The sequence below is a fragment of the Pelagibacterium mangrovi genome, from assembly GCF_036662815.1.
GTDB lineage: Bacteria > Pseudomonadota > Alphaproteobacteria > Rhizobiales > Devosiaceae > Pelagibacterium > Pelagibacterium mangrovi.
Map to the genome: position 1 here is coordinate 64,041 of NZ_JBAFXA010000003.1, position 22,068 is coordinate 86,108.

A 22,068-nucleotide genomic window follows, 5' to 3' on the forward strand; every position below is an offset into this window, starting at 1 on the left:
GCAGCTCCTATTTGTCGACGTTCTTGTCGTAATAGTCATCTTCGGCATTGCTGAGCCGCTGATAGATGACGACGACCAGCAGCCCGATGACAATCGCGATCGGGACGAGCCCGAGGACGCCGAACGGCACGGCGGCGATGATGCCGGTGACGGTCACCCCCAGCCAGAGCAGCGCAAAGACGATGACGATGGCGAGCGCTATGGCATCGAGTCGCATGGATTGGGCTCCAATCGAAGGCTGTGGAATAATCCTAGCAGCCAAGGTCACTCCGGGACAGCTTTTTAGATGGCGAAAGCTATTCGGAAATTCAAGGAGTTACGGGCCTTTCAAAGGCGTTCGGATCGGCGGTGACACGGAAAGTACATTTTCTTCACAAAAGCGGATGGGAAGCCGCTTGACTTGCACAGGGGTCCCCGTTAAACGAAGCCCACCTTGCGGGGGCCGAAGCGCTTCCGACACGCAAGGGGGTGTAGCTCAGTTGGTTAGAGCGCCGGCCTGTCACGCCGGAGGTCGCGGGTTCGAGCCCCGTCACTCCCGCCACTTTCTTCCAAAGTTTTCAGATGTTTAGGTGCTTTCCGTTGAAAGCACCTTTCGGTCGTTAGCGTCGGATATGAAAATGGGGCAGGCTGTAAAGCCTGGCCCCATTTCTGCATTCTCACAAACGTGGATGCTGAGCGGGTCAGCGCATTTCTTCGGAGATCGCCACGCCAGCAGCGCCACCGCCGGCCGCACCGAGGATGGCGCCCGGGGTTCCCGCGACCGCGCCGCCCAAGGCAGCTCCGGTCGCGCCGCCGATTGCGGCGCCAGTCAGATTTTGCTGCGTCGAGGTGCAGGCGGTGAGGGACAGGGCGCCAACGACGATCAGCGCGGTAGAGGCGAGCTTTTTCATGGATACGAATCCTCCAAGGTGTGGAAACAACGCCAGAATCTCTATGGGGCCAGCTTGTCCCAACCGTGGCGATATTTCGGCAAATGGACGCTGAGCGTGCCTTATTGTCGGAACTCCTGGAGCGTGCCGTCCTCATAGACAAGGGCACTGACGCAGGCGATTGAGGCGATATCGTCCGGATGGAGTTGTTCGAGGCGTTCAAGGACGGTGCCTGCGATAATTTCGTCATGAATATAGGGTTGGCCCGGCACGATTCCTTCGGCGCGTTCGAGGATGAATTCGGCGACCCGGTCGCCCAGCACGTCCTCGAAGCGGATCGTGCCGTCTATGAGGCGGATGCCCAGATCGCCCTGGAGCTCCAGGGTGATGGCGATGGCGCGTTCGTCGTCGGGGCCGGCGCCGTCGCGCAGCTCCCATGACTCTATCGCAAGAATATCGGAGGATTGGCCGTTGAGGCACTCGATGGCGAGAACGGCATGGGCTGGAGCGAGCCAGAGCGTTAAAGTCAAAAGTATCTGTCGCATTGCAATCTCCTGAAATGAGAAGGAAATGCGGCGAGGGACCAGTCGGTTTCATGAAAAAGCCGGGCGCGCGATGTGCCCGGCTTCTGACGTTGGGGAAAATTCTATGCGCAATAGACGCGAACGAGATTTCCGGAGGCATCAACCTCAAGATTGAGGCGGTCGGCGCGGAAATCCTGGGTGACGGCCATGCCTGGAGTGATGACGCGGATCGAGCCAGGGACTGCTATCGATTCTCCGCCTACGCGGACGTCCTGGGCGGTGCTGCCGATGACCGACTGTCCGGTTTTGCCGGAGAGCGCCTGTGCACCGCAATCGACCGGCGGCGGCATGGACGTGTCGGGCGGATTGGTCGTGCTCGAACAGCCGGCGAGGGCAAGCGCCGAGACCAAGGCGAAACCGGCCAGGGCGGATGATCTGGTTTTGATGGGGGGCATGCACGTCTCCTCTTGGTGATACTCAATCCCGGTAAACTGCAAGCGGACAACGAAAAAGGCCGGAAAACGATCCCGGCCTTGTGGCTTTGGCGAAATTGAGCCGCTTAATTGTTTAATTGTCTCGAGGGGAAACCAGCTTGCGCAGGCCACCCTTCACCCAGCGGTAAAAATGGCCGTAGCTTTCCCGCGCATCGCCTCTGAGATCCTGATAGATGCCCGAAAGCATCAGGCCGAGATCGCGCAAATTTTCCACCCACTCGGGTTCCGGCGCCGTCATGGCGGCCTGGGCGCGGCGGGCGCGCAGACGCAAAAGAAGCGAATTTTCGTTGCGGGCCATCTCAACCCCCTGTTTTATCGTTACTCAATCGTTGGCAATATAAGTGTGGCGAATGCAAGGACAATGTCCATCCTGCCAACAATGTTCCCAAAGGCGGGCGCCGTTGTGTTGCCGGACGATCACGCATATGGGTTGGCCGGGAAAATAACCGGCGAGAATCGGCCGCCGGTCAAGGGGATGGAAGGAATAATTTCGATGCATCAAGCTCTTCGGATCGCAATCGTTCTGGCCGGGGTGGTCTTTTCCATGGGACCGGCCATGGCGCAGCGAACCGATATCGTCGTAGGCTTGGTGCTCGAACCGCCCCATCTCGATCCGACATCCAATGCGGCCGCGGCCATCGACGAGGTGGTCTATGCCAATGTCTTTGAGGGGCTGACGCGGTTCGGGCCGGACGGAGACATTCTGCCGGCGCTGGCCGAGAGTTGGGACGTTTCCGAGGATGGGCTTACCTACACATTCCATCTGGCCGAGGGCGTGGCGTTTCATGATGGCAGCGCGATGACGGCCGAGGATGTCGTCTTTTCTCTCGACAGGGCGAGGGGCGATGGATCGGTCAACGCGCAGAAATTCCTGTTCGACGATATCGAAACCGTCGAGGCGGCGGACGATATGACGGTCGTCGTGACGCTGGATCGCCCCAATGGTAGCTTTCCCTTCAACATGGCGTGGGGCGATGCGGTGATCGTGGCGCCGGAAAGCGCTGAAACCAATGTGACGAACCCCGTGGGCACGGGACCGTTCCGGTTCGAGGGCTGGCGGCAAGGCGACAGCGTAACGCTGGTGCGCAACGAGGATTATTGGGGCGAGCCGGCGCTGCTGGAGCGGGCAACGTTCCGGTTCATCTCCGACCCCACTGCGGCGTTCGCGGCGATGATGGCCGAGGACGTTGATGCGTTTTCGGTGTTTCCGGCTCCCGAAACCTTGAGTCAGCTGGAGGTTGATCCGCGTTTCGAAGTGGTGGTGGGGACGACCGAGGGTGAGACGATTTTGGCGATGAACAATCGCCGCGAGCCGCTCGACGACGTTTTGGTGCGTGAGGCGATTGCGCATGCCATCGACCGGCAGGCAGTGATCGATGGGGCGATGTTCGGATATGGAACGCCGATCGGGACGCATTTCGCGCCGCATCATCCGGCCTATGTCGATCTGACGGAGTTGTCGGCCTATGATCCGGAGCGTTCACGGGAGCTTCTGGCCGAAGCGGGCGTGGAAGGGGTGCGGCTGTCGCTCGCTCTACCGCCCCCGGTGTATGCCCGGCGCGGCGGGGAGATCATCGCGGCGCAGTTGCGCGAGGTCGGCATTGAGACGGACATCGTCAATGTCGAATGGGCGCAATGGCTCGAACAGGTGTTCGGGAACGGGGATTTCGACCTGACGGTCATCTCGCATACCGAGCCGATGGATATCGAGATTTACGGGCGCGAGGACTATTATTTCGGCTATGGCGCGCCGGAGTTTCAAGCCCTGTGGGACGAACTCAGCCGCACGACAGACACCGAAGCCCGCAATGGCTTGCTGGGCGATCTGCAGCGCAACATCGCTGAGAATTTCGTCAACGCCTACATCTTCCAGCTCGCCAAGGCGGGGGTGGAGCGCGTGGAACTCGAGGGGATGTGGGTGAACGCCCCGACGCAGGCGACCGATCTGACCAAGGTGTATTGGGCACAGTGATGCGGCGAGGACGAGCGATGCGATGCTGAGCTTCGTCCTGCGCCGCGCGATTTCGCTGGCGGTCAGCCTCGTGGTCGCCAGCGTGGTTATTTTCTTCGTCCTCGAGGTGCTGCCGGGCGATCCGGCCAGGTTCATGCTCGGGCTCAACGCTTCGCCCGAAGCGCTTGCGGCGCTGCGGAGCCAATTAGGGCTCGACGTGCCGCTTCCCGTGCGGTTCTGGGACTGGATCGGGGGCATGGCGCGGGGCGATTTCGGGATCAGCTACACATATCGGGTGCCGGTGGCCGAATTAATCGGCGCGCGGCTGTGGGTGTCGCTGCCGCTGGCCATCTACGCGCTGGGGCTGGCGGTGCTGATCGGTATTCCGTTGGGCGCATTGGCGGCGAGCAAACGCAACACGCCTGTCGATTTCGGGGCGATGGGGCTGGCGCAGATCGGCATCGCGCTGCCCAATTTCTGGTTCGCCATGTTGCTGGTGCTGCTGTTCTCGGTGACGCTGCGCTGGTTTTCGTCCGGGGGATTTCCCGGATGGGACGATCCGGGGGCGGCGCTGGCGGCGCTGACTCTTCCGGCCGTCGCTCTGGCCTTGCCGCAGGCGGCGATCCTGGCGCGGGTGATGCGGTCGAGCCTGCTCGATACGCTTGATGAGGACTATGTGCGCACGGCGCGCGCCAAGGGGCTTTCACGGACACAGGCGCTGTGGCGCCACGCGTTCCGCAACGCGCTGATCCCGGTGCTGACCATCATGGGGCTGCAGTTCTCGTTTCTTCTGGCGGGCGCGATCATCATCGAGAACGTTTTCTACCTACCGGGTCTGGGGCGGCTGGCGTTTCAGGCGATTTCGGCGCGGGATCTGATCGTTGTGCGCTCGGTGGTGATGATCCTGGTCTTTGCAGTGATCCTGGTCACCTTCCTCGTCGATATCGGCTACGCGGCGATCGACCCGCGCCTGCGGAAGGGTGGGCGATGAGGCGGGCGGGGCTCAACCTTTGGATCGGCGCGGCGCTGACCGGATTGCTGGCCGCGACGGCGCTGGTCTCATTGTTCTGGACGCCATTCGATGTGACGCAGATTTCGGTTAGCGCGCGGTTGCAGGCACCGGGCGGCGAACATTGGCTGGGCACCGATCACTTCGGGCGCGATATCTTCTCGATGGTTCTGGTGGGCGCGCGGACGTCGATTGCCGTTGCGCTGGTCGCGGTCGGGCTGGGGATGGCGGCTGGCGTGCCGCTGGGGCTGGTCGCCGCTGCGCGGTCGGGCGGCTGGATCGACGATATGATCATGCGCGGCAACGATCTGGTGTTCGCTTTTCCGGCGCTGATCATCGCCATCCTGATCACGGCGGTGTTCGGGCCGGGGGCGATCAATGCGATAATCGCGATCGGAATTTTCAACATTCCGGTGTTCGCACGGCTGACGCGGGGGGCGGCGCTGTCGATCTGGCAGCGCGAATTCATCATGGCAGCGCGGCTGGCGGGCAAGGGCAGGGCGCTGATTTCGCTCGAACACATACTGCCCAATATCGGCAACATGCTGGTCGTGCAGGCGACGATCCAGTTCTCGCTCGGAATTCTGGCGGAGGCGGGACTGGCTTATGTAGGGCTGGGCGCCCAGCCGCCGCTGCCGAGCTGGGGGAGGATGCTGGCCGAAGCGCAGACGATGATCGCGCTGGCGCCGCATGTGGCGCTGGTGCCGGGGCTGGCCATCGTCTTTTCGGTGCTGGGGCTGAACCTTCTGGGAGATGGGCTACGGGACCTTTTCGACCCGCGTTTGCGTGGGAGGGCGGCATGAGCCTTCTCAAGATCGAGGGGTTGAGTCTTGCGATTGGCGAAGCACCCATTCTCGATGGGGTGTCGCTGGAGATCGGGGCGGGTAAAGTGCTGGGGCTGGTCGGCGAATCCGGATCGGGAAAATCGCTTACGGCGTTGTCGGTCATGGGACTTTTGCCTGCTGGAGCCGTGCGGACGGGTCGGGTCATGCTCGAGGGGCGCGATCTGGTGGCCGCCGGCGAGGGCGAGATGAATGCGTTGCGCGGCGACGCGATCGGCATGATTTTTCAGGAACCGATGACTGCACTCAATCCACTGATGACCGTCGGCGATCAGGTGGCGGAAACCGTCCGCGTTCATCGGCGAATGGGGAAGGCAGAGGCGAGGACGCTGGCGACCGAAACCCTGGAGCGGGTTGGGTTGGCAAGCATTTCGCCAACGCGCTATCCGCATGAACTTTCAGGCGGCCAGAGGCAGCGCGTGGGAATTGCCATGGCGATTGCCCTGCGGCCCAAGCTGCTGATCGCGGACGAACCGACCACGGCGCTGGACGTCACGACGCAGGCGCAGATTCTCGATCTGCTTGCCGGGCTCGTGCGCCAGGAGGGCATGGCCCTGATGCTGATCACCCACGATCTGGCCGTGGTGTCGCAGATGGCCGACGCTATTGCCGTGATGGAGGCCGGGCGGGTTGTTGAAGCCGGGCCGGCGCGTGCCTTGATCGCGGCGCCGCAGCATGCATACACGCAAAGGCTTTTGGCCGCGACGCGGCACGTACCGCGCAGGTTGGAGCGCGAGGTGGCGGGCGAAGCGCTGCTGCGAGTGGAGGGGGCGGTCAAGGACTATACACTCGGGCACGGGCTGTCGCTTGGGCCGCGAAAACTGTTCAGGGCGCTGGATGGCGTGGGTTTTGCGATTGGCCGAGGCGAGAGCGTGGGGCTGGTTGGCGAGAGCGGGAGTGGAAAATCGACGCTCGCACGCGCAATTCTGGGCCTCGATCGGTTGACCGAAGGGCGGATCGAATTTGCGGGGCAACCGGTCGGTGCGGCGGGCCGCGCGGCAAAGCTGCGGCTGCGCGATATGCAGATGGTGTTTCAGGACCCTTACGGCTCGTTCGATCCGCGCCACAAGGTTGCCCGACTAGTGGCCGAGCCGCTGCATCTTCTGGGAGAGGATGCGCCACGTGGCAAGGAGCGGGACGTGCTCGTCGGGCGGGTGCTCGACGCCGTCGGGATCGGGCCGGAGGCCGCTGAGAGGTATATCCATGAATTTTCGGGCGGGCAGCGCCAGCGGATCGCGATTGCGCGGGCGCTGATCGTGGAGCCGGCGCTGATCGTGCTCGATGAAGCGGTTTCGGCGCTCGATGTATCGATCCGCGCTCAGGTGCTCGACCTTCTGGCCGAGATCTCCAGGCGATCGCAAATCGCCTATCTTTTCATCGCTCATGATCTGGAGGTGGTCCGGGCCATCACCGACCGTGTGCTGGTGATGCACGCGGGACGAATCGTGGAAGAGGGGCCGACGGAACAGGTGCTCGACCATCCGCGCGACTACTATACCAAGGCGCTGGTTGCCGCGACGCCGCGCCTTGCGACGGGCTGAGGCTTGCATGGGGTAGCGGGCAACGGTATTGACCGCATATCGGCGCTACAATCACGACTGGGGCATTGAACGATGGTGGATTTTGCACGCGCACGCCGCACTATGGTCGACAATCAGTTGCGGACCAGCGGCATTACCGATTGGCGGATTCTCGATGCGATGAACCGCGTGCCTCGGGAGCGCTTCGTTCCCGACCATCGGGCCTCCTTTGCCTATAGCGACGAGGACATTCCGCTTTCGCCCGGTAGGACGCTGGTGGCGCCCGCCGATTTCGCGCGCATCGTGCAACTGGCCGACGTGGGCAGCCAGGATGTGGTGCTCGATGTGGGGTGCGGCACGGGGTATTCGACGGCCGTGCTTTCCGCGCTGGCCAATGCCGTGGTGGCGTTGGAGAGCGACGAGGTGCTGACGGGCAAGGCGAACGATATTCTCGCCGATCTCGATATCGGCAATGCGGCAGTGGTCGCCGGGCGGGTCGAACAGGGGCTGGCCAGGGAAGCGCCGTTCGACGTCATCATCCTCGAAGGTTCGGTTGACGAAGTGCCCGCGGCACTGTTTGCACAGCTTCGCGATGGCGGGCGGCTGGTTGCGGTGCTCGGGGACGGTAATGCAGCGGTTGCCCATCTCTACGTCAAATCGGGCGAGGACGTGGCCGGGACGCCTACGTTCAATGTCAGCCTGCCGCCGCTGAGTGCGATTGCCCCGGCGCCGGAATTTGTGTTCTGACAAGAAGTTGGAAGTCCTCGTTTATTTTCCGCTTGACATGCTTTGCTTCGGACCGAGTGTTGCCGACTCACAACTGATGCAATCTTGATGCAATGTTGCCGACATTAAAAATTGGATAAGGCGTCCGTTTGGCGTTGAATACGGACTAGCAGGCCCATAGGAATGGGGCGTGGCGCTGGAGGCCGCAGCAATGTTGTTTTATCGCGTAATGAAATTTGGCGCTGTTGCGCTGTTGGGGCTGACTACGGCAACGGGGGCACAGGCGGAAAGCCTGACGTCTGCTCTCGCCTATGCCTATGAAAACAATCCGGAAATTGCGTCCTCATTCGTCTCTGTCCGCAGCGCGCGGCAGGACGTGGTTCAAGCCGGCGGGGCGCATCTGCCGACCATCGGGGCGCAGTTGAGCCTCAATCAGACGTTCACCAATTCACCGGAGGGGGTCAACCCGATTACCGGACAGACGGTCGGCGGACGCAGTTCGAGCACCAGCGACAGCATCGGGCTCAACTATTCGCAGAATCTCTGGGACAATTTCGCGAGCGACGCAGGGATGCTCGCCGCACAGGCGGCTTACGAGGCGCAGGCCTATTCGGCGGCCAACACCGAGCAGACGGTTCTGCTCAGCGCCGCGACGTCGTATTTCAACGTGCTGCGCGATCGGCGGCTGGTGCAGATCGCCGAGGAAAACCTCGGCTTCGTGGGCGCGCAGTTGCAGTCCGCGCGCGACCGGCTGGAACTCGGCGAGGGAACCGAACTCGACGTGGCTCAGGCACAGGCCGCAGTGGCGCAGGCAACGGCTGCCTTTCAGGCGGCGCGTGCGAGCCTGCTTTCCAGCGAAGCGTCGTACCAGCTCAATGTGGGCCGTGCGCCCGGCGGCCTTTCGAGCGGTTTTATAACCGCCAGCATGCCCGGTTCCATCGATTCAGCATTGGCAGCGGCGCGTACGGCCCATCCGGCCCTTCTGGCGTCGCAGGCGCAGGTGCGGGCTGCGGCACACCAGGCCGATCAGGTCGACGCCAGCTTCGGACCGCAGCTTTCGCTGAGCGCCGGCGCAGGCGTCAGCGGGTTTACCGGAACCGATGGTGTGACCCAGCAGGCGCAGATCGGGCTCAACCTTTCGGTGCCGATCTTTACGCCGACCCGCGACCCGAGTGTTGAGCGCGCAAATCTGGCGCGGATCAGCAGCGAGTTGCAATCGCTTTCCACCTACAACACCCTCGAAGAGGCGATCCGCAGCGGGTGGGCAGGCGTGCAGACGGCCACCGCGCAGATCGAAGCGACCACGGCGGCGGTCGCGGCGAGCCGACTGGCGCTCGACGCGGTGATCGACCAGAACGAACTGGGGCAGGCGACGACCCTCGATGTTCTCGACGCGCGTGCGGATTTGCTGGCGGCCGAAGAACAGCTCGTGCAGGCCCAGGCCCAGCGCGCGCTCGCCAGCTATTCGCTGCTCTCGGCAACGGGACGGATGACGGCCACCTCGCTTGGTCTTCCGGTTCAGCCGCGCACGGTGGAAGGTGATGTCATCGTTCCGGCCGCTGCGCCGGAAACGAGAGATGCCTGGAGCGGATTGCGGTAAATACCTAGTGGTTTCTTCCATTGGTGGAAACGCAGGCCTGTTTAAAGCCTTGGTTTTTAACGTTTTTCGCGATTGAAAAGGGCGTGTCCCTTTTCCAAGAGGATTTTGGCTCCGCTTTTCCGTGGATTACCGCGGCGCAGCGGAGCCTTTCTCTTTTCGGGCGCAAAACTCTCGCGTTAAGATAACGTAAAGCGAATCAACGGTCTCGCGCCGTTGGGGCGCCCAGCATGAGTGATGGCCACGACGGCCAGAGAGAGTTTGCGGTGCCTTCGACGGCGATTTTCGTCGAGGCACCCGAAAGCGGGGCAGACATGAATCAGCCGGCATCCAAAGAACCGACAATGGACGAGATTCTCTCGTCGATCCGGCAGATCATCGCCGATGACGACGAGGCTGCGGCCCAGAAGATGCCGTCGCCCAAGGCTGTGGCGCTAAAGCCCGTTCCAGCGCCTGAGCCGGTTCCCGCACTGGCGGAGATCGACCCGTTCAGCGACGATGACGACGACATCGTTCCGCCGCTGGCGCTTTCGCCCGAGCAGATCGTCAAGGATGTCCCGACGGAAGCCGAGCCCGAGCCCGAGGTTCAGGACGAGCCGGTTGCGGCCAGCTTCGAGGCCGTGGCGGATCTGGTCATGCCGGACGATATTGCGTTCGCGCAGGACAAGGAAGAGGAGCCGCGTCCTGCGGCTCAGCCCCAGGCAAAGGCGGAAACGGTTGCCGCTCCCAACCTCGCGGGTTTCGCCCAGGCAGCGCCGATGCCCGATCCCGATCTGAGCGACGATCTCGTCGAGGAACTGCTGGAGCCGGCAACGAGCGCGGCGGTGCGCAGTGCGTTCGCCAAGCTCGATACGCCCAAGCCCACCCCTGATCTGGCATTGGGAGCGGGCGGGTTGACCATCGAAACGATGATCCGTGAGATGCTGCGGCCCATGCTCAAGGATTGGCTGGAAGAAAACCTGCCTTCCATGGTCGAGCGGATCGTCGCTCAAGAGATCGAACGGGTATCGCGCGGCGGTTGACTTCACCGGCCGGCTTGGCTTTACACATAGACAAATTTTTTTCGAGACTCGCTCGAGGTCATTTCATCGTTTCGCAAGGACGCTGAAATGACCTCGGTCGTTGTTTTGTGACGCTTCCCGACGGCAAAAATGATAGCCGTTTGCAGCGCCGCAGGCTCGGGCGGGTCGGATCGTCTGGCGGCTGAACGTCGGGCGGTTCGGGCATTCAAGTGACAGGTATCGGCAAAGATGATCGAAAAGACCTACGAACCGTCTTCGGTTGAAGGGCGCATTTACCAGGCCTGGGAAGGCGCTGGGGCTTTCAAGGCGGGGGCCGGGAGCAAGCCCGGTGCCGAGAGCTATTCGATCGTCATTCCGCCCCCCAACGTGACCGGCTCGCTCCATATCGGGCACGCGCTCAACAATACCATCCAGGACGTTCTGGTGCGCTTCGAGCGCATGCGGGGCAAGAACGTGCTTTGGCAGCCGGGTACCGACCATGCGGGCATCGCCACCCAGATGGTGGTCGAACGCCGCATGATGGAGCGGCAGGAGCCGGGGCGCCGTGAGATCGGGCGTGAGAAATTCATCGAGAAGGTCTGGGAGTGGAGGGCCGAGAGCGGGGGAACGATCCTCAACCAGCTCAAGCGGCTGGGGGCGTCGTGCGACTGGTCGCGCGAGCGGTTCACCATGGACGAGGGATTGTCCGAGGCGGTTCTGCACGTTTTCGTGGAGATGTACCGCAAGGGGCTGATCTATCGCGCCAAGCGGCTGGTCAACTGGGACCCGAGGTTCGAGACGGCGATCTCCGACATCGAAGTGGAGAACAGCGAAGTCAACGGCCATATGTGGCACTTCAAATACCCGCTGGCCGGCGGCGAGACCTATACCTATATCGAGAAGGACGACGAGGGGAACGTCATCCTTGAAGAGGAGCGCGACTATATTTCGATCGCGACGACGCGGCCCGAAACCATGCTGGGCGATGGCGCTGTTGCGGTGCATCCCGATGACGAGCGCTATGCGCCGATCGTGGGCAAGATGTGCGAAATCCCGGTTGGTCCCAAGGAGCATCGGCGGTTGATCCCGATCATCACCGATGAGTATCCGGACCCCGAATTCGGCTCCGGCGCGGTCAAGATCACCGGCGCGCACGATTTCAACGACTATGAAGTCGCCCGGCGCAACGACATTCCGATGTATTCGCTGCTCGACACTCGCGCCGTCATGCGGGCCGACGGGGCGCCTTATGCCGAACAGGCGCAGATCGCCCAGGCCATTGCGCGCGGCGAGATCGAGTTCGACGACGAGACGACAACGGCGATCAACATCGTGCCGGACGAATATCGCGGGCTCGACCGCTATGAGGCGCGTAAGCGGATCGTGGCCGATATCGACGCCGAAGGGCTGATGATCAAGGTTGAAGACAAGAAGATCATGCAGCCGTTCGGCGATCGCTCGAAGGTGGTCATCGAGCCGTTCCTGACTGACCAGTGGTTCGTGAAGGCGGATGTGCTGGCCAAGCCGGCGATTGCCTCGGTGCGCGAAGGCCGGACGAAGTTCGTGCCCAAGAATTGGGAAAACACCTATTTCAACTGGATGGACAACATCCAGCCCTGGTGCATTTCGCGTCAACTCTGGTGGGGACACCAGATTCCGGCCTGGTACGGGCCCGATGGCGAAGTGTTCGTCGACTATGACGAAGCGGGTGCGGCCAAGCTGGCCGAGGCCCATTACCGCGAGCCGGTTGCGCTGACGCGCGACGAGGACGTGCTGGATACCTGGTTCTCATCGGGCTTGTGGCCGTTCTCGACCATGGGGTGGCCGCAGAAGACCGACGAACTCAAGACCTACTATCCCACCGCCACCCTGGTGACGGGGTTCGATATCATTTTCTTCTGGGTTGCCAGGATGATGATGCTGGGTCTTGAATTTACGGGTGAAGAGCCTTTCGAGACGATTTATGTCCATGCGCTGGTCCGCGACGAGAAGGGCCAGAAGATGTCGAAGTCCAAGGGCAACGTCATCGATCCGCTTGAGCTGGTGGATGCCTATGGGGCCGATGCGACCCGGTTCACGCTTGCGGCGATGGCTGCGCAGGGGCGTGATATCAAGCTCGCGACCTCGCGGGTGGAGGGCTACCGGAACTTCGTCACCAAGCTCTGGAACGCGGCGCGGTTCCTCGAGATGAACGAATGCGTGAGGGTTGAAGGGTTCGATCCGACGACGCTTTCGGACTCGCTCAACCGGTGGATCGCCGGCGCGACGGCGAAGGCTGCGGCGAATGTGACGCGGGCTATCGAGGACTACAAGTTCAACGAAGCGGCAAACCACGCCTATGATTTCGTGTGGGGCACGTTCTGCGACTGGTTCGTGGAACTGGCCAAGCCGACGCTGTCTGGAGAGGATGCCGCCGCCAAGGCCGAGACGCGGGCGACGGCAGCGTGGGCGCTCGACCAGATTCTGAAAATGCTGCATCCGTTCATGCCGTTCGTCACCGAAGAGCTTTGGGCGGAGACCGGCAAGGTCGGGCCTGCTCGCGATGGCTTCCTGATGCTTTCGGAGTGGCCCGCGCTCGACGGTATCGCTTATCCGGAGGCCGATGCGGAACTGAGTTGGCTCATTGAGGTGATTTCGGCGATTCGGTCGGTGCGCACCGAGATGAACGTTCCGGCAGGCGCCAAGGTGCCGCTGGTCGTGGTCGGGGCCAATGAGGAGACGATCGCCAGGATCGGGACGCATCGCGCCGCCATTGAGCGGCTGGCTCGCGTTTCGACGATCGAGACGGCGGGATCGATTCCGCAAAGCTCCGCGCAGTTCGTCGTGGGAGAGGCCAATTGGGGGCTTCCGCTTGCCGACCTCATCGATATCGATGCCGAACGGCAGCGACTCGGAAAGGATATCAAGAAGCTCGAGGGCGAGATTGGCGGGCTGGAGAAAAAGCTCGGCAACGAGCAGTTCCTGGCCAAGGCTCCCGAAGAGATCGTGGTGGAGCAGAAGGAGCGTCTTGGCGAAGCCCAGGCGCGCCGGGAAAAGCTGCGTCAGGCGCTGGAGAGCCTGTCGTAAGACGTCCTGCACCTCCATCTTGTGACAATTTTACTACATGTGAACCAGACTCGTGATCGCGCCCAGTGCGGTCACGGTTTGCTAAGGGACTGCGCCACAATCTTACCCTAAACCAGCCCGACAAAGGTTGGCGGTGGGCGGATATGGCAATATGGGCGCTGTGTGTTTAGCGCCCCAATGCCTGTGCCTGCCGGAAAGTCCGAGTGGAGGGAAATCGCTTCCCTGCCGACGGACCAGGAGCAGGGTAGATGTCCACCGGCGCAATCCAGTGCAGTGATCTGGCGGTCCTTTGGACCGAGACGCCTGCCGTTCGCACGAAAAGCGATTGCTTTAATGCGGACACAATGGATCGGTACCTTTCTTCCAATGAACTGAAAGGACCGCTTTTGGCGGTCCCAACGGCGGGGTCCGCCATACGGCACAATCTGGCCGGGCGGTTGTTTAACGCCGCCGGAATAAAAAACAACAAGACTAACAACAGGGTGGTGGCGGACACACGATCTGTCGCCCATTTCGATACTGTAGAGTTTCCCGGGGACGTGGGGCGCGTGCATTCAGCCGTGCGCCAAACGTCGGAACGGGGCGCGAGAAGGTGTGTGATGTCCAGTGCAAGGAGTGCCGCGTTCGCTCTGGCTGCGGCCTGTTCAGCTTTACTTGCGGTCGGAACCGCGTTGCCCGCCAGAGCGCAGAGCGCGCTCGATGCGGCGCAGGAGCTCGCGCAGATGCTCGATGGAGCCAATGCGACCGAGCTGAGCGGTGACAATCTGGTTTCCGCACTCGAAGGCGCCGCTTCGGCCGGCCAGCCGATAGCCCTGTGGCAATTGGGCGTCATGTACGAAACCGGCGCGGGCGTCGAAAAGGATCCTGCCAAGGCATTCCAGTATTTTTCGCGTATCGCAAACGAGAACGCGGACGCCCCTCCGAGTTCGCTCGATGCCGATATCGTCGCGCAATCCTTCGTCAAGATCGGCGATTATTTCATGCATGGCGTACCTGACGCGGGAATCCCCGAGGATACGTCGCGTGGGCATACGCTGCTGATGCATGCCGCGACCTATTTCGGAGACGCGGATGCGCAGTATCGCGTGGGGATGCTTTACCTAAACCCCGACGAGCTGGGCATGAACCCGCTTCAGGGCGCGCGCTGGCTGTCGCTGGCGGCCCGCAAGGGCCATCCGGGCGCTCAGGCTCGGCTCGGCGAACTGCTGATCAAGGGCGAAGGAATACAGGCGCAGCCCGTGGAAGGGCTGATGTGGCTCAACATCGCTTATCGCGGCGCGCTGGGGACGGCCGATGAAGGCTGGATTCATGAATTGATGAATGCGGCGATGGCTACGGCCGATCCGGCGGAAGCCGAAGCGGCCGTTAGAGCCGCCGACACGCTCAGCGGGCAGTTCGCCCAGTTTTAACGGTTCTCTCAGGCCGCTTTCGCCGAGAATCCTACGAGAGCGAAATCGCCCTCGACGGGAACGTGGTCGGACGGTTTGTCCCAGCCGCGCGTATCCTTGTGGATTTTGACGCCGTTCAGGCGATCCGCCGCTTGAGGTGAGAGCAGCAGGTGATCGATGCGGATGCCGGCGTTGCGGCGCCACGCACCGGCCTGGAAATCCCAGAAGGTGAAGACCTTGTCGTTCGTGGTGGCGCGCAGGGCGTCGGTCAGGCCGAGATTGAGGAGGCGGCGCCACTTTTCGAGGCTTTCCGGGCGGAAGAGGGCGTCACCCCACCATACGCTGGGATCGTGGCAATCATGGCCGGTGGGGATGAGGTTGAAATCGCCCATGAGAATGAACGGCTCCTCATAGGCGAGGCGCTGCTCCACGAAATCGTAAAGCCTATCCATCCAGCCCAGTTTGTAGGGGAATTTCTCGGTGTCCACCGGATTGCCGTTGGGCAGATAGATGTTGCACACACGAACCACGCCGCCATCTTCGGTGGAAAATACGCCCTCGATCAGGCGCGATTGCGGGTCTTCGTCATTGCCCGGCAAGCCGCGATGGATTTCATCGAACGGAAGCTTGGAGAGCAGCGCGACGCCGTTGAAACTTTTCTGGCCATGGGTCGCGACGTTGTAGCCGCGCGATTCGAACTCGGCGCTGGGAAAATTCTCGTCGAGGCACTTGATCTCCTGCAGGCCCACGATGTCGGGTTTGACCTCATCGAGCCAAGCGAGAACGGCTGGGAGGCGCGCATTGATGCCGTTGATGTTCCAGGTGGCGATGCGCATGAAAAAATCTCCGAAATCTACCGGTCCGACAGGGCGAGGCGCAGGCCCATGAACCCGAAGGTTGCCGCGAAGCTGCGCCGAATCCATTTGAGCACATCAGGGCGGGAGATGACATAGTCGCGCGCCAGCGCGGCGCAGGCTCCGTAGCCGATGAAGGTTACGAAGGTTATCGCCATGAACACGGCGGCGTGCAACAGCATCGTTTCGGTGGCGTGGGGCGTATCGAGCGGCACGAACTGGGGCAGGAAGGCGAGGAAGAACAGGCTCAGCTTGGGATTGAGCACGTTTATGAGCGTGCCGTTGATCGCCACTTTCGACATCGATGCGGGGGTTGGCGCCGCCTTGAAGCTCATGGCCCCGCCATCGCGCAGCATCGTCCAGGCCATATAGAGCAGATAAGCGGCGCCGAGATATTTCAGAACCTGAAACGCCAAGGCGCTGGTGTGGAAGATCGCGGCGAGACCGACGATGGAAGCAAGCGCGGAGGGGACGATGCCCAGCGTGCAGCCGCATGCGGCGGCGATCGAAGCCTTGAAACCGCGCGTGAGGCCGATGGCGAGCATGTAGAGCACACCGGTGCCCGGAAGCAGACAGACAATCAGGGCGGTGAGCAGGAATTCGACCGTCATGCTTTTCCCTCCAAGCGTGCCTCAGACAAGCATGGAAAGAATGGCGGTTCTACCCGAAAATGACGTGGGTCAGACTGAGAAGCTCGTGCCGCAGCCGCATGAGGCGACCGCGTTAGGGTTCTTGATCTGAAACGACTGGCCGATCAGATCATCGACGAAATCGATCTCGGCGCCACCCATGAATTCAAGACTCATCGAATCGATATAGACGGTGGCGCCATCTCGCGTGAGAACCAGATCGTCTTCGGTGGGGTCTTCCTTGACGAGGTTGTATTCGTACTGGAAACCCGAACAGCCGCCGCCGGCGACCGATATGCGAAGCACGGTGCCCGGCTCTTCCTTGGCCGCGATACGGTTGATGCGCTTGGCGGCGCGGTCTGTCAAAACCACTTGGTTTGGTGCTAGTTGGGTGTCGGTCATGGCGCTTAAACGATCCGCTTTCGATTACGGTTCAACTTAATATCGTAAGGCTACGATGAAAAGGGGCACTCCCGCATGAGTGATATGCAGGCTTCCTATGCCGCAGATCCATCGCATTCACGGGGACGCATCCATCGGCCCAGCGCCAGCCCGACGCGGAACGAGTTCCAGCGTGACCGGGATCGGATCATCCATTCCACGGCATTCCGGCGATTGCAGCACAAAACCCAGGTGTTTCTCCATCATGAAGGGCAGCATTTTCGTACCCGGCTGACCCATACGCTGGAGGTGAGCCAGATCGCGCGGTCCATCGCGCGGGCGCTCAGGCTCAATGAGGATCTGGCCGAGGCGGTCGCGCTGGCCCATGATTTGGGGCATACGCCCTTCGGGCATGCGGGGGAGCGCGTGTTGGCCGACAAGATGGCGCCATGGGGCGGGTTCGACCACAATGTGCAGGCGCTGCGGGTCGTGACGTTGATCGAAAATCGGTATGCCGAGCATGATGGGCTCAACCTTACCTGGGAAACGCTCGAAGGGATATTGAAGCACAATGGCCCGGTGATCGGAGGTGCTTCACGGCATGGGCAGGATATGGAAAAGGCCTTGGCGGATATCCCGGCAAGCTGCGATCTCATGGCCGACACCTATGCCAGCCTTGAAGCTCAGGTGGCGGCGATTGCCGACGATATCGCCTATAATGCCCATGATATCGATGACGCGGTGCGGGCAGGGCTGTTGTCCATCGACGATCTGGTCGAGGTTTCGCTGGTGGGGCCGCTCGCGCGGGAAGTGCTCGATCTCTGGCCGGGGCTCGATGGCCGCAGACAGATGCATGAGGTGCAACGGCGGCTGATTACGCGGACGATCGAAAACGTCATCACCGATAGCGCGGAGCGCATCGCGGCGTTTGCGCCGAAAAGTGCCGATGAGGTGCGACATGCCGGGCGGACGCTGATCGGGTTTCCCGAGGAGATGGCCGTGGCGGAAGGCGAGCTCAAGCGGTTCTTGTTTGCCAAGGTCTATCGCGACGAGCGCGTGATGGAGCCCGTGCGCAGGAGCGAAGCGGTGGTGGGGCGCCTGTTCGATGCCTATATGGCTGGTGGCGACATGCCCGGACGATGGGGCGCGGCATACCACGAGGCGGCGGTCGATGAGCAGCGCGCCAGGATCGTCGGCGATTTCGTCGCGGGAATGACCGATCCGTTCGCGCTGGACGAATATGCCCGCTTGTTTGACGAGCGTCCGGATTTCCGGTAACCGGCACGCCTGTTTTCCAGTTAGACCACAGGTTTCCTTCCATGGATGTGTTTGCCCTTTTTGAAGGGCGCGTCGCCGATGCGCTGAAAGCGAGCTTTCCCGAGCTGGCCGACAACACCGAACTCTTGTCGCGTGTCGTCGTGGAGCCGCCGCGCGATGCTGCCCATGGAGACCTCTCGACTAACGCGGCGATGGTCGTGGCAAAGCCTTTGGGCAAGAACCCGCGCGAAGTCGCAACGGCTCTGGCCGGGCATTTTGCCGATGATACCGATGTGGATGCGGTCGATATCGCAGGGCCGGGGTTCATCAATTTCCGCTTGAAACCGTCCGTTTGGTACGAGGTGCTGGCATCCGTCGCCGCGATGGGAACCGATTTCGGCCGCGCCGATGTGGGCAGGGGCGAGAAGGTCAACGTGGAATTCGTTTCCGCCAATCCGACCGGGCCGATGCATGTCGGACATACGAGGGGCGCCGTATTCGGCGATGCGCTCGCCTCGCTGCTGGCTTATTCCGGCTATGACGTGACGCGCGAGTATTACATCAACGATGCGGGCTCGCAGGTCGATACGCTGGCGCGGTCCGCTTATCTTCGCTATCGCGAGGCGCTGGGGGAAGCGATCGAAATTCCCGCCGGGTTCTATCCGGGCGAATACCTCGTGCCGGTGGGCCAGTCGCTGGTGGCCGAATTTGGCAACAGCCTGCTCGACAAGCCGGAACAGGCGTGGATGGCTCCGGTCAAGCAGCACGTGCTGGCCGCGATGATGGAACTGATCAAGGCGGACCTCAAAAAGCTCAATATCGAGCATGATGTCTTCTTTTCGGAAAAGACGCTGCACGGGCAGGGGGGCGATATCGACCTGACGCTCGACTGGCTGCGTGAGCGGGGGCTGGTTTACGAGGGGCGGCTTGAGCCGCCGAAGGGCAAGGCGCCCGAGGATTGGGAAGACCGGGAGCAGACGCTGTTCCGCGCCACCCAATTCGGTGACGACGTCGACCGGCCGCTGATCAAATCTGATGGCAGCTATACCTATTTCGCTGCCGATATTGCCTATCACCGCAACAAGGTCGAGCGCGGGTTCACGACGCTGATCGATGTGCTCGGCGCCGATCATGCGGGGTACGCGACGCGTATCCAGGCGGCGGTGAAGGCCGTTTCCGACGGCAAGGCTGTGGCCGATGTGCGGTTCTGCCAGCTCGTCAAGCTGCTTCGGAACGGCGAGCCAGTGAAAATGAGCAAGCGTTCCGGAGACTTGGTGACGCTTGCTGATGTGGTGGAAGAGGTTGGTGTGGATGCGACGCGGTTCATGCTGCTGTTCCGCCGCAACGACGCGCCGCTCGATTTCGACTTCGCGCTGGTCAAGGAGCAGAGCAAGGACAATCCGGTGTTCTATGTGCAATACGCGCATGCCCGGACGTATTCGGTGTTCCGCAATGCGCAGCGAGACTTGCCGGAGCTCGATACATCAGTAGAGGCGTTGCAGAGCGCAGACCTTACGCGGCTTTCGACGCCCGAGGAGATCGAGATCATCCGCACGCTGGGGTCCTGGCCCCGTCAGGTTGCGGCGGCGGCGCGGGCGCATGAGCCGCATCGACTTGCGTTTTACTTGCATGAACTGGCCGCGCAGTTTCACGCGTTCTGGGGTAAGGGCAAGGAAGATCCCAGCTTACGCTTTGTTAACGACGAAGACGCGAAACTGACGCTGGCTCGACTCGCGCTTGTGGATGGCGTGCGCCGAGTGCTCAGCAACGGGCTTGAACTTCTGGGCGTTAGCGCACCGCAAGAGCTTTCATAATTACGGCGCATTGCTGTGGATAGTTCTGTGCACTGCTCAAGGGAAGGGCAAGTCAAAGCCGAATACTTTTGGGGCGCTGCTCTATGGACAATACCAAGCACAACCAGCCAGCCGCCGCGCAGGACTCCGACGACCTGATCGCGGAACTGGCGCGGCTTGTGGCGCAGGATGCGCGCAACACCTCGACTCACAGCGACGCCTATCGGCGCGAAGAGCCGCAGGTGGCACCCGAGACGACGCCGGACGAGCCGGTGCAGAACGATTTCTACCAAGCCGAGCAGAGCTTTGGCGAACCTGCGGATCGCAATGAACCGCAGCCGGAGCCCGAATGGCCTGCTCAGGACGAGCCGCAGCCAGCGGATGACCAGACCGCCAATTTCGATTTCGGGTTTGGGACGGTTGAAGCGCCAACTTCGGAGGCTTCGGACGCCGATCCGATCGCCGAACTGATCGCCGATGCGGAAGTAGAAGCCTACGACCGCGATTTCGAACAGGATGGCGAATGGGCCGAAGAAGTCGGCTATGAGATTTCTCAGCAGGAACCGGTCGAAGCTGCGCCGAGCTATCAAGGCGCCGACGAATTCTCGGTTTCGGCTGTCGAACAACCCGCCGCTTACGCGCGCGACGACGATCCTTTGAGCGAGATCGAAGCCTTGATCGGAGAGGCGGCGCGCGCCAATGCCGGCGATACGGGATTCTCCGGGCGCCGGGTGCGTTCGAGCTATCTCGACAATGAGCCGACGGATGAGGCGGTTAATGCCGCTGAATCGGCGATTTTGGCCGCTGCTGCGGCGACTGGAGCGTCGCTTCGGCGAAATGAGCCGGCAATGGAACCCGATGCTCGCGCGGTGCCGGAAGAAAACGGTTGGGAAACATCGCGATCCGAGCCTGTGGCGGCAGAGTCCGAGTTTTCGAACAGTACGGGTGAACGGATTCCCGATCCGCTGTTTTCCGCTCCGTCCGCTGTCGCTGGCGCGCGTCAGGACGCAGCGGATTTCGACGAGGAAGAAGCCGAGTACGCGGAGGAACGTCCGCGCCGCAAGATCAATGGGTTTGTTTTGCCCATAGCGGCAGGCGTCGCCATCGTGGCGCTGATCGGCGGGGTTTATTTCGCTTTCTTTTCCGGCCCGCCTGAGCCGGGCGAAGCTCCGGTTCTGACGGCCGATAGCCAGCCGCTCAAGGAGCAGGCTGAGCAGACGCCGACCGAGACCGCCGCCAGCGAATCGGTGGTTTTCAACGAAATCGAGGGCAATACCGCGGTGCCCGAAGACGAAGCTCTGGTTTCGCGTGACCAGACGGGTGGTGCCAGCGGGGCTGACGTGGCCCAGGTTCTGGCACCGGAGGAGGGCGAAACCGAACTCGCCAACCGCCCCGTGCGAACCGTGACCGTGCGGCCCGACGGGACTATCGTTCAGGCGGACGACAGCGTTGCCGGCTCCAACGTCCTGCCGGTCGAGCGGCCTGATGTACCTGCGGTGCCCAACAGCACTTTGACCGCCGATCCGATCGGAGAGGCAATCGCGCAGGCCATGTCCGGCGAAACTACTGCGGCCGCCGATGGCGGCGATGCCCAGTTGGCGGCGCTTGATGCCCCAGCGGGGGTGACGGAGACGGCAGCAGACACGACCGACGATGCGGCGACCCCACTTGCGGGCGATGACGTGACGGCGCCAACCGCTGACGATACCACGGCTCCTCGCCCGATCCCGCGTCCGGCGGGGCTCACGGCCGCGGCGGCGCCCAGCACTGTCCCTGCAACGCCTGCGGCACCGGCAGCGGCCGAAAACACCGTCGCTTTGGCTCCTCCCCAGGCACAGGCGGCCACGCCGGCTGCACAGGCTCCCGCAGCGTCCAATGTGGGTGCCTGGGTTCAGCTTTCATCGCAGCGTACCGAGGAAGAGGCGCGAGGGGGTATTCCCACGTTGCAGGCTCAGTATGGCTCGCTCTTCAATGGTGCGACGCCTGAGGTGAGCCGGGTCGATCTCGGGGAGCGCGGCATCTATTACCGCGTCCGGCTGCCCCAACCCACGCTGGCCGCCGCAAATTCGGTCTGCGGCGCGATACTGGGGCAGGGCGGCGATTGTTTCGTGATGGACAATTAGTCCGCAGGGTTCCTGACAACTTGACGGGATCGAGGGGAGTGGCA

Annotated in this window: 20 protein-coding genes and 1 tRNA gene; 13 read left to right on the forward strand and 8 right to left on the reverse strand. The window is 62.1% G+C overall.

Features of this window, described 5'->3' with window-relative positions; genetic code table 11:
- Window positions 1–7 precede the first annotated feature (7 nt).
- Window positions 8–217: a hypothetical protein gene (locus V4T21_RS05435; protein WP_332714207.1), complete on the reverse strand. Its 210-nt coding sequence runs from the start codon at window positions 215–217 to the stop codon at window positions 8–10.
- A gap of 247 nt (window positions 218–464) precedes the next feature.
- On the opposite strand from V4T21_RS05435, the gene V4T21_RS05440 reads away from it, so the two are divergent.
- Window positions 465–541: transfer RNA gene (locus tag V4T21_RS05440), tRNA-Asp, on the forward strand.
- Window positions 542–680: 139 nt separating this feature from the next.
- Here the strand turns inward: V4T21_RS05440 and V4T21_RS05445 are convergent.
- The 4 genes from V4T21_RS05445 to V4T21_RS05460 all read right to left on the reverse strand — a co-directional run bounded on the left by V4T21_RS05445 (window position 681) and on the right by V4T21_RS05460 (window position 2,185).
- A complete protein-coding gene (locus V4T21_RS05445; protein WP_332714209.1) occupies window positions 681–890 on the reverse strand; it encodes a YMGG-like glycine zipper-containing protein in 210 nt (69 codons plus the stop codon).
- A gap of 101 nt (window positions 891–991) precedes the next feature.
- The gene (locus V4T21_RS05450) at window positions 992–1,414 is read right to left on the reverse strand and encodes a hypothetical protein (RefSeq protein ID WP_332714212.1); all 423 of its coding nucleotides are present in this window, start codon (window positions 1,412–1,414) and stop codon (window positions 992–994) included.
- A gap of 101 nt (window positions 1,415–1,515) precedes the next feature.
- A complete protein-coding gene (locus V4T21_RS05455; RefSeq protein WP_332714215.1) occupies window positions 1,516–1,848 on the reverse strand; it encodes an I78 family peptidase inhibitor in 333 nt (110 codons plus the stop codon).
- A gap of 112 nt (window positions 1,849–1,960) precedes the next feature.
- Window positions 1,961–2,185 (reverse strand): hypothetical protein, encoded by a 225-nt coding sequence (locus V4T21_RS05460; RefSeq protein WP_332714218.1) that lies wholly within the window; start codon window positions 2,183–2,185, stop codon window positions 1,961–1,963.
- A 195-nt stretch (window positions 2,186–2,380) separates the two neighbouring features.
- Between V4T21_RS05460 and V4T21_RS05465 the strand changes: the two genes are divergently transcribed.
- From V4T21_RS05465 to V4T21_RS05505, 9 genes are all read left to right on the forward strand, one after another.
- Window positions 2,381–3,859, forward strand: coding sequence for an ABC transporter substrate-binding protein (locus tag V4T21_RS05465; protein WP_332714221.1), 1,479 nt, complete (start codon window positions 2,381–2,383; stop codon window positions 3,857–3,859).
- Between the two features lie 22 nt (window positions 3,860–3,881).
- Complete coding sequence (locus V4T21_RS05470; RefSeq protein ID WP_332714223.1) at window positions 3,882–4,829, forward strand: ABC transporter permease; 948 nt, start codon at window positions 3,882–3,884, stop codon at window positions 4,827–4,829.
- Window positions 4,826–5,650 carry an ABC transporter permease gene (locus tag V4T21_RS05475; RefSeq protein ID WP_332714225.1) on the forward strand — a complete coding sequence of 275 codons (825 nt, stop codon included), beginning with the start codon at window positions 4,826–4,828 and terminating at the stop codon, window positions 5,648–5,650. The genes V4T21_RS05470 and V4T21_RS05475 overlap by 4 nt, the downstream gene beginning before the upstream one ends.
- Window positions 5,647–7,230, forward strand: a complete 1,584-nt coding sequence (locus V4T21_RS05480; protein WP_332714227.1) for an ABC transporter ATP-binding protein — start codon at window positions 5,647–5,649, stop codon at window positions 7,228–7,230. The genes V4T21_RS05475 and V4T21_RS05480 overlap by 4 nt, the downstream gene beginning before the upstream one ends.
- Before the next feature lie 72 nt (window positions 7,231–7,302).
- Window positions 7,303–7,956: a protein-L-isoaspartate O-methyltransferase family protein gene (locus V4T21_RS05485; RefSeq protein ID WP_332714230.1), complete on the forward strand. Its 654-nt coding sequence runs from the start codon at window positions 7,303–7,305 to the stop codon at window positions 7,954–7,956.
- A 190-nt stretch (window positions 7,957–8,146) separates the two neighbouring features.
- Entirely contained in the window at window positions 8,147–9,535 is a 1,389-nt protein-coding gene (locus tag V4T21_RS05490; protein ID WP_332714233.1) for a TolC family outer membrane protein, read from the forward strand.
- Between the two features lie 227 nt (window positions 9,536–9,762).
- Window positions 9,763–10,554 (forward strand): DUF2497 domain-containing protein, encoded by a 792-nt coding sequence (locus V4T21_RS05495; protein ID WP_332714236.1) that lies wholly within the window; start codon window positions 9,763–9,765, stop codon window positions 10,552–10,554.
- 228 nt (window positions 10,555–10,782) lie between these two features.
- Window positions 10,783–13,599, forward strand: coding sequence for a valine--tRNA ligase (locus V4T21_RS05500; RefSeq protein ID WP_332714239.1), 2,817 nt, complete (start codon window positions 10,783–10,785; stop codon window positions 13,597–13,599).
- 671 nt (window positions 13,600–14,270) lie between these two features.
- A complete protein-coding gene (locus tag V4T21_RS05505) occupies window positions 14,271–15,008 on the forward strand; it encodes a tetratricopeptide repeat protein (RefSeq protein ID WP_332714242.1) in 738 nt (245 codons plus the stop codon).
- An 8-nt stretch (window positions 15,009–15,016) separates the two neighbouring features.
- On the opposite strand, the gene xth is transcribed toward V4T21_RS05505, so the two are convergent.
- The 3 genes from xth to erpA all read right to left on the reverse strand — a co-directional run bounded on the left by xth (window position 15,017) and on the right by erpA (window position 16,872).
- A complete protein-coding gene (gene xth, locus V4T21_RS05510; protein WP_332714245.1) occupies window positions 15,017–15,823 on the reverse strand; it encodes an exodeoxyribonuclease III in 807 nt (268 codons plus the stop codon).
- A gap of 17 nt (window positions 15,824–15,840) precedes the next feature.
- Window positions 15,841–16,452, reverse strand: a complete 612-nt coding sequence (locus V4T21_RS05515) for a LysE family translocator (RefSeq protein ID WP_332714248.1) — start codon at window positions 16,450–16,452, stop codon at window positions 15,841–15,843.
- Window positions 16,453–16,521: 69 nt separating this feature from the next.
- The gene (gene erpA / locus V4T21_RS05520; RefSeq protein WP_332714251.1) at window positions 16,522–16,872 is read right to left on the reverse strand and encodes an iron-sulfur cluster insertion protein ErpA; all 351 of its coding nucleotides are present in this window, start codon (window positions 16,870–16,872) and stop codon (window positions 16,522–16,524) included.
- Window positions 16,873–16,947: 75 nt separating this feature from the next.
- Here erpA and V4T21_RS05525 point away from each other — a divergent pair, with 75 nt between their 5' ends.
- The 3 genes from V4T21_RS05525 to V4T21_RS05535 all read left to right on the forward strand — a co-directional run bounded on the left by V4T21_RS05525 (window position 16,948) and on the right by V4T21_RS05535 (window position 22,024).
- Window positions 16,948–18,129: a deoxyguanosinetriphosphate triphosphohydrolase gene (locus V4T21_RS05525; RefSeq protein WP_332714253.1), complete on the forward strand. Its 1,182-nt coding sequence runs from the start codon at window positions 16,948–16,950 to the stop codon at window positions 18,127–18,129.
- A gap of 41 nt (window positions 18,130–18,170) precedes the next feature.
- On the forward strand, window positions 18,171–19,922 hold the full coding sequence (gene argS, locus V4T21_RS05530) for an arginine--tRNA ligase (RefSeq protein WP_332714256.1): 1,752 nt from the start codon (window positions 18,171–18,173) through the stop codon (window positions 19,920–19,922).
- Between the two features lie 83 nt (window positions 19,923–20,005).
- Entirely contained in the window at window positions 20,006–22,024 is a 2,019-nt protein-coding gene (locus V4T21_RS05535) for a hypothetical protein (RefSeq protein WP_332714259.1), read from the forward strand.
- Window positions 22,025–22,068 lie beyond the last annotated feature (44 nt).

Bases quoted from the DNA above. Each gene is read 5' to 3' on its own strand.
- argS (WP_332714256.1), top strand. From the start codon at position 18,171: ATGGATGTGTTTGCCCTTTTTGAAGGGCGCGTCGCCGATGCGCTGAAA.
- V4T21_RS05535 (WP_332714259.1), top strand. From the start codon at position 20,006: ATGGACAATACCAAGCACAACCAGCCAGCCGCCGCGCAGGACTCCGAC.
- V4T21_RS05525 (WP_332714253.1), top strand. From the start codon at position 16,948: ATGAGTGATATGCAGGCTTCCTATGCCGCAGATCCATCGCATTCACGG.
- erpA (WP_332714251.1), bottom strand. From the start codon at position 16,872: ATGACCGACACCCAACTAGCACCAAACCAAGTGGTTTTGACAGACCGC.
- V4T21_RS05445 (WP_332714209.1), bottom strand. From the start codon at position 890: ATGAAAAAGCTCGCCTCTACCGCGCTGATCGTCGTTGGCGCCCTGTCC.
- V4T21_RS05470 (WP_332714223.1), top strand. From the start codon at position 3,882: ATGCTGAGCTTCGTCCTGCGCCGCGCGATTTCGCTGGCGGTCAGCCTC.
- V4T21_RS05450 (WP_332714212.1), bottom strand. From the start codon at position 1,414: ATGCGACAGATACTTTTGACTTTAACGCTCTGGCTCGCTCCAGCCCAT.
- V4T21_RS05435 (WP_332714207.1), bottom strand. From the start codon at position 217: ATGCGACTCGATGCCATAGCGCTCGCCATCGTCATCGTCTTTGCGCTG.
- V4T21_RS05460 (WP_332714218.1), bottom strand. From the start codon at position 2,185: ATGGCCCGCAACGAAAATTCGCTTCTTTTGCGTCTGCGCGCCCGCCGC.
- xth (WP_332714245.1), bottom strand. From the start codon at position 15,823: ATGCGCATCGCCACCTGGAACATCAACGGCATCAATGCGCGCCTCCCA.
- V4T21_RS05475 (WP_332714225.1), top strand. From the start codon at position 4,826: ATGAGGCGGGCGGGGCTCAACCTTTGGATCGGCGCGGCGCTGACCGGA.
- V4T21_RS05500 (WP_332714239.1), top strand. From the start codon at position 10,783: ATGATCGAAAAGACCTACGAACCGTCTTCGGTTGAAGGGCGCATTTAC.
- V4T21_RS05455 (WP_332714215.1), bottom strand. From the start codon at position 1,848: ATGCCCCCCATCAAAACCAGATCATCCGCCCTGGCCGGTTTCGCCTTG.
- V4T21_RS05465 (WP_332714221.1), top strand. From the start codon at position 2,381: ATGCATCAAGCTCTTCGGATCGCAATCGTTCTGGCCGGGGTGGTCTTT.
- V4T21_RS05495 (WP_332714236.1), top strand. From the start codon at position 9,763: ATGAGTGATGGCCACGACGGCCAGAGAGAGTTTGCGGTGCCTTCGACG.
- V4T21_RS05515 (WP_332714248.1), bottom strand. From the start codon at position 16,452: ATGACGGTCGAATTCCTGCTCACCGCCCTGATTGTCTGTCTGCTTCCG.
- V4T21_RS05485 (WP_332714230.1), top strand. From the start codon at position 7,303: ATGGTGGATTTTGCACGCGCACGCCGCACTATGGTCGACAATCAGTTG.
- V4T21_RS05490 (WP_332714233.1), top strand. From the start codon at position 8,147: ATGTTGTTTTATCGCGTAATGAAATTTGGCGCTGTTGCGCTGTTGGGG.
- V4T21_RS05480 (WP_332714227.1), top strand. From the start codon at position 5,647: ATGAGCCTTCTCAAGATCGAGGGGTTGAGTCTTGCGATTGGCGAAGCA.